At 73.5% G+C, this 5,353-nt stretch carries 3 protein-coding genes; all 3 read left to right on the top strand.

Features of this window, described 5'->3' with window-relative positions:
* Positions 1–570: 570 nt before the first annotated feature.
* The 3 genes from ACWEQL_RS40665 to ACWEQL_RS40655 all read left to right on the top strand — a co-directional run bounded on the left by ACWEQL_RS40665 (position 571) and on the right by ACWEQL_RS40655 (position 5,146).
* The gene (locus ACWEQL_RS40665) at positions 571–1,587 is read left to right on the top strand and encodes a helix-turn-helix transcriptional regulator (RefSeq protein ID WP_452156371.1); all 1,017 of its coding nucleotides are present in this window, start codon (positions 571–573) and stop codon (positions 1,585–1,587) included.
* Positions 1,588–1,850: 263 nt separating this feature from the next.
* A complete protein-coding gene (locus tag ACWEQL_RS40660) occupies positions 1,851–2,594 on the top strand; it encodes an ABC transporter ATP-binding protein (protein ID WP_452156369.1) in 744 nt (247 codons plus the stop codon).
* On the top strand, positions 2,588–5,146 hold the full coding sequence (locus tag ACWEQL_RS40655; RefSeq protein ID WP_452156367.1) for an FtsX-like permease family protein: 2,559 nt from the start codon (positions 2,588–2,590) through the stop codon (positions 5,144–5,146). Before ACWEQL_RS40660 ends, ACWEQL_RS40655 begins: the two co-directional genes overlap by 7 nt.
* Positions 5,147–5,353 lie beyond the last annotated feature (207 nt).

The raw sequence follows: 5,353 nt of genomic DNA, 5'->3' as shown, positions 1-5,353 counted from the left end.
CAGGTCGTTCGGGGCCGGTGCCGCCACGGGCGGCTGGATTCACTGGACGGCCGGGCTGCGGGGCGGGCCGGCTGCCCGCACACTCGTCCGACTGCCCGGGAAGTCTGTGGCGGCCCGCTATAGACGCTCTATACCGGCGGATCCACCGCCGCAGGCGCCTCCCGCGCAGGTCACGGGGGGTGTGCCGACGGCGTGCCGGGGAGGTCCGGGAAGCGGCGGAAATCACGATTGCTGGTGTTGCGTGTTTTTGCCGCGACTCATCCGCAAAAACCTGACTCCATCACGCTGGGGAGCCACTATTTGACTTAACGTCAATCGATGACAGAAACTCGACCGGGGGCGTGCGGGGAGTGACAATTCCGTGACTCGACCCTGCCGGGGGGCGGCCACATATCAGTCCCTCGTGTGAAGATGTTCAGAGATTTCTCGGGGGACGTTTCACCATGTCAGACATGCTCCACGCGATCGGCCCACGACTGTGCCGCGCCTCTCCGCTTTCCGACTGTCCGATGTTGATCGGTATTTGACCCGTCATCAGATCGTTCTCCCCGGAAAATTGGACGCACGGCAATGCTGGAGAAGCTGGGCCTCGACGCCGAGGCCGGGGCTGTCTACAAGGAAATGCTCAAGGATCCGCAAAGCGGGCCCGCCGACATCGCCGACCGGCTCGGCTGGGACGAGGTCAGGGTGCGGTCGTCCTTGGACGAACTCGCCCGCCTCGCGCTGCTGAGACCGTCCTGGCAGGACCCGGGCGTGCTGAAGCCGGTGGAACCGGAGGTCGGGCTGCGCTACCTGCTCGACCGCCGGGAGGCCGAGCTCCAGCGGCGGCTGCTGGAGATCGAGCAGGGGCGCCGCGACCTCGTCGAGGTGGTCGCCGAGTACTCCAGCCTCACCCGGTCGTCCCGCCGGAGCGCGGACGTCGAGGTGCTGGAGGGGATCGACTCGATCCGGCTGCGGATCGAGTCGCTGGCGACCGGCTGCACCGAGGAGGTGCTGGGCTTCGTCACCTCGGGCGTGATGTCCGAGGCGAACATCGAGGCCAGCCGCCCGCTGGACCTGCGGGTGCTGCGCGGCGGGGTCCGGCTGCGGTCGATCTACCTGGAGAGCATCAAGAACGACAACAACACCATTGCGTATGCTCATTGGCTGACGGAGCAGGGCGCCCAGGTGCGCGTCGCACCGACGCTTCCGCCGCGCATGGTGATCTATGACCGGTCCACCGCTATTGTTCCGGTGGACCCCGAGGACACCCGTACGGGTGCCCTCGTGCTTCGCGGCCACGGCGTGGTCAGCGCGCTGTGCGAGCTGTTCGAACGGGTCTGGCAGAGCTCCCTGCCGGTCGCCTCCGAGCCGGAGGCACCGGTCGACCGGGAGAAGCCCGAACTGTCCCCGCGGTCGCAGGCCATCCTGGTCCTGCTGGCCAAGGGCGCCACCGACGAGATGATCGCCCGCAGGCTCGGCGTCTCGGTCCGCACCGTACGGCGCGGCACCGCCGAGCTCGCCGCCCAGCTGGGTGCCAAGACCAAGTTCCAGGCCGGGATGATGGCGCTCCAGCACGGCTGGGTCGATCCCGCCCTGCTCACCTGAGCGACGGGGCCCACCCGAGCGTCAGGACCCACCTGAGCGACGGGGCCCACCCGAACGACCGGCCCGCCACCGCCCCTGCCCCGGGGCGGTGGCACCCGGCCGGGTGGGGAACGTCGGTGCCGCGTCCGGGGAACACCCGCCGCACCCCCGTCCACGGGGGCGCGGCCGGCCGCCCGGCGCCACCGGGGGTGTAGCCAGCCACACCCCCGGGACTGAATTCCAGGTCATTGAGCCGCACCCACCCCGACTGATGGGCTGAGACTATGAACGCCACCGACTTTGCCGTTGAACTCCGATCGGTCTGCCGGACCTACCGACGCGGACCCGAGCCGGTCACCGGCCTGGACGGGGTGAGCATCGGGTTCCCCTTCGGGACCTTCACCGCCGTCATGGGCCCCTCCGGCTCCGGCAAGTCGACCCTGCTGCGGTCCGCCGCCGGCCTGGAACCGATCGACCAGGGCGAGGTGCGGGTCGACGGCACCCCCCTCGGCGGCCTGCGCGACAACGCGCTGACCGTGCTGCGCCGGGAGAAGATCGGCTTCGTCTTCCAGTCCTTCAACCTGCTGCCGGCCCTGACCGCGGCCCAGAACGTGGCGCTCCCGGCCAAGCTCGCCGGCCGGCACCCCGCACCGTCCGAGGTGAGCGCCGCCCTCGCCGCCGTCGGACTCGCCGAACGGGCCGGACACCGGCCGGGCGAACTCTCCGGCGGCCAGCAGCAGCGGGTGGCCATCGCCCGCGCGCTGATCACCCGCCCCGCGGTCCTGCTGGCCGACGAGCCGACCGGCGCACTCGACACCAGGAGCGGCCGCGAGGTCCTGGCCCTGCTGCGCTCCATGGCCGACGACCCCGGCCGCGCCGTGGTCATGGTCACCCACGACCCGGTCGCCGCCTCCTACGCCGACCGCGTGGTCTTCCTCCGCGACGGCCGGCTGGCCGGCTCCCTGGAGCGGCCCACCGCCGAGCAGGTCGCCGCCCGGATGACCGCGCTGGAGGCCGTGGCATGCTGAGCCTCGCCCTCGCCACCGTCAAGCTGCGCTGGGCCTCGTTCGTCGGCAGCTTCGTCGCCCTGGCCTGCGGTGTCGCCCTGATGGCGACCTCGATCCTGGTCATCGCCGCCACCTCGGGCATCCCCGACCAGGAGCGCCAGCGCTTCTCGCAGGCACCCGTCCTGGTGTCCGCCGTCCACACCCTCGACTACCGGCGGGGGGACGGCGACGTCTCCCCCACCCCGGTCGCCCGGCAGCAGGGCCTGCCGGACGGACTGATCGCCGCGGTCGCCACCACCGGCCGGACGGTCGAGGACCGCACCTTCTACGCCCAGCTCGCCGACGGCCCGCGCGACCAGGTCGGACGCGGCTGGTCCAGCGCCGCCCTCGGCGGTTACCGGCTGACCGCCGGCTCGGCCCCGGCCGCCGACGACCAGATCGTCATCGGCGGCGGCAGCCCCGACCAGGTCGGCCGGCGCGTCCAGTACGTCACCGCCGGCGGCCTGCACAGCGCGACCGTCTCCGGCGTCACCGAGGCGCAGCCGTTCGAGCACGCCGTCTTCTTCACCGACGCGCAGGCCGCCCGGTTCTGCCCCGCCGTCGGTGTACTGGCCGCCTTCGGCCCCGCCGACGCGGTGCGCCGGGCCGTGGCCGGCGCCGGCGGCGCGAGCGCCGCCCGGGTGCTGACCGGCTCCGAACGCAGCCAGCTGGACCCGCACCACATCGACGTCGCCAGCCAGCTGGACAACGTGCAGACCCCGCTCGGACTCTCCGCCGCGGTCTCCGGCGGCACCGCCGTGTTCGTCGTCGCCGGCACCTTCGCGCTGTCGATCGCCCAGCGCCGCCGCGAGCTCGCCCTGCTCCGCCTGATCGGCGCCACCCGCAAGCAGCTGCGCACCCTGGTCAACCGGGAGGCCCTGCTGGTCGGCCTGCTGGCCTCCGTCGCGGGCTGCGCGCTCGGTACGGCCGGGGCGCCGCTGGCCGGCCGGTGGCTGGTCGACCGCGCCATGGTGCCGGCCGACTTCACCGTCCCGATCAGCTGGTGGGGACTGCTCGTCTCGGCCCTGATCGGACTGCTGACCGCGATGGCCGGCGTGGTGCTCTCCTCGTTCAAGGCCGGCCTGGTCAGCCCCGGCGAGGCACTGATGGAGGCCGACGTCGAGCGGCGCTCGCGGGCCGCGCTGGCGGTCCGCTGGATCAGCGGCCTGCTCGTGCTCGGCGCCGGCATCGGGGCACTCGTGGTGGTGGCCCGGACCTGGCCCGACGCCGCGGCCAACGCCGCGGACTCGCTCGGCCTGCTGCTGGCCGTCGTCGGCGGCTGCGTGCTGCTGGCGGGCGTACTGGCCACCCCGGTGATCCGGCTGCTGACGCTGCTGCCCGCCCTCTCGGCCCGGCTGCGCGGACGCCCCGCCGCCGACGGCGGCGGCATCGTCTGGGCCACCGCCCGGCAGAGCTCGCTGACGGCGTTCCGGCGCACCGCCGCCACCACCACCCCGGTGGTGCTGGTCATCGCCTTCGCCGGCTGCCTGCTCGGCAGCATCGACACCATCAACCGCTCCAAGGCCACCGAGGTCCGCAACCAGCTGGCCGCCGCCGACTTCGTCGTCGCACCGGCCGGCACACCCGGGCTGAGCCGGGCCGTGGTGGACCGGGTCCGGGCCGTCCCCGGCGTGCAGAGCCTGGTCATCACCCCGACCTCCGTGATGGCCGACCAGGACGGCGTGGCCCTGGTGCCCTTCCCCGCCGCGGTGGTGGACGCCACCGCGCTGGCCGAGGTCGACCGGCTCCCGGTCGTCTCGGGCTCGCTGGCCGACCTCGGCCCCGACTCGATCGTGCTCAGCCGCACCTGGCCCGGCTCGCCGCAGACCGGGCAGCAGGTCTCGGTGTGGCTGGCCGACGGCACCCCCCGGACCCTGCGGGTCGCCGCCGTCCTCGGCAGCGGCGCCGAGACCACCCAGGCCTGGGTGACCGCGCGCAACGCCGTCACCGACGGGGTCGGCGGCCAGGACCTGGCGAGCCGGATCCACCTGAAGGTGCTGCCCGGCACCGACCGGCAGCAGGCCTCCGACGCCCTGAACGCGGCCGTGAACGGGCTGGGCGCCCGGCTCACCACACCGGAGGAGACCTGGTCGGCGGCCACCGCGAACGATGACGAGGCCTCCTGGAACGCCCTGCTGATGATCCTCGGCCTGGCGATCTGCTACGCGGCCATCGCGCTGGCCAACTCCCTGGTGATGACCGTCACCGACCGCCGCAAGGAGCTGTCCCTGCTGCGTCTGGCCGGCGCCACCAAGGCCCAGGTGCTGAGCGCCGTCGCCGTCGAGACCCTGCTGTGCGTGGCGGCCGGGACGGTCCTCGGCCTGCTCGGCACGGCGATCAGCGTCGGCGGCTCCTGGGCGGCCCTGACCAACCTGGTCGGCCCGACGCCCGCGGTGGTGCCCTGGGGCACCATGGGCGTGCTCGCCGTCTGCTGCGCGGCCATCGCCCTCGTCTCGGCGGTGGTGCCGGCCGCGCTCGCCCTGCGCGACCGGGACGGCCAGGGCATCCTGCGCGGAGCCGCCGGCTCGGCCTGACCCGCCCGCCGCAAAGCGCCCCCAAGTGCCGGGAACTCCACGGGAGTTCCCGGCACTTCCGGCTTCCTGCGGGCCTCGGGCGGGCCTCCGGAGGGCCTCGGGCGGGGCAGTGGGCTGGGCGGTGGGCGGGGCGGCCCGGCGGCGTATAGGGCGCTTATAGCGAGGCTCCCCAGACTGGCCGGGAATCCCATCCCACCGTGAATCCGT

It is taken from the genome of Kitasatospora sp. NPDC004240 (assembly GCF_053603215.1).
The sequence above is the reverse complement of the archived record's forward strand: the minus strand, read 5'-3'. Positions and strand labels throughout refer to the sequence as shown.

What these genes read in the sequence shown, in the direction of transcription:
- ACWEQL_RS40665 (WP_452156371.1), top strand. Translation starts at nt 571, where the DNA reads ATGCTGGAGAAGCTGGGCCTCGACGCCGAGGCCGGGGCTGTCTACAAG.
- ACWEQL_RS40660 (WP_452156369.1), top strand. Translation starts at nt 1,851, where the DNA reads ATGAACGCCACCGACTTTGCCGTTGAACTCCGATCGGTCTGCCGGACC.
- ACWEQL_RS40655 (WP_452156367.1), top strand. Translation starts at nt 2,588, where the DNA reads ATGCTGAGCCTCGCCCTCGCCACCGTCAAGCTGCGCTGGGCCTCGTTC.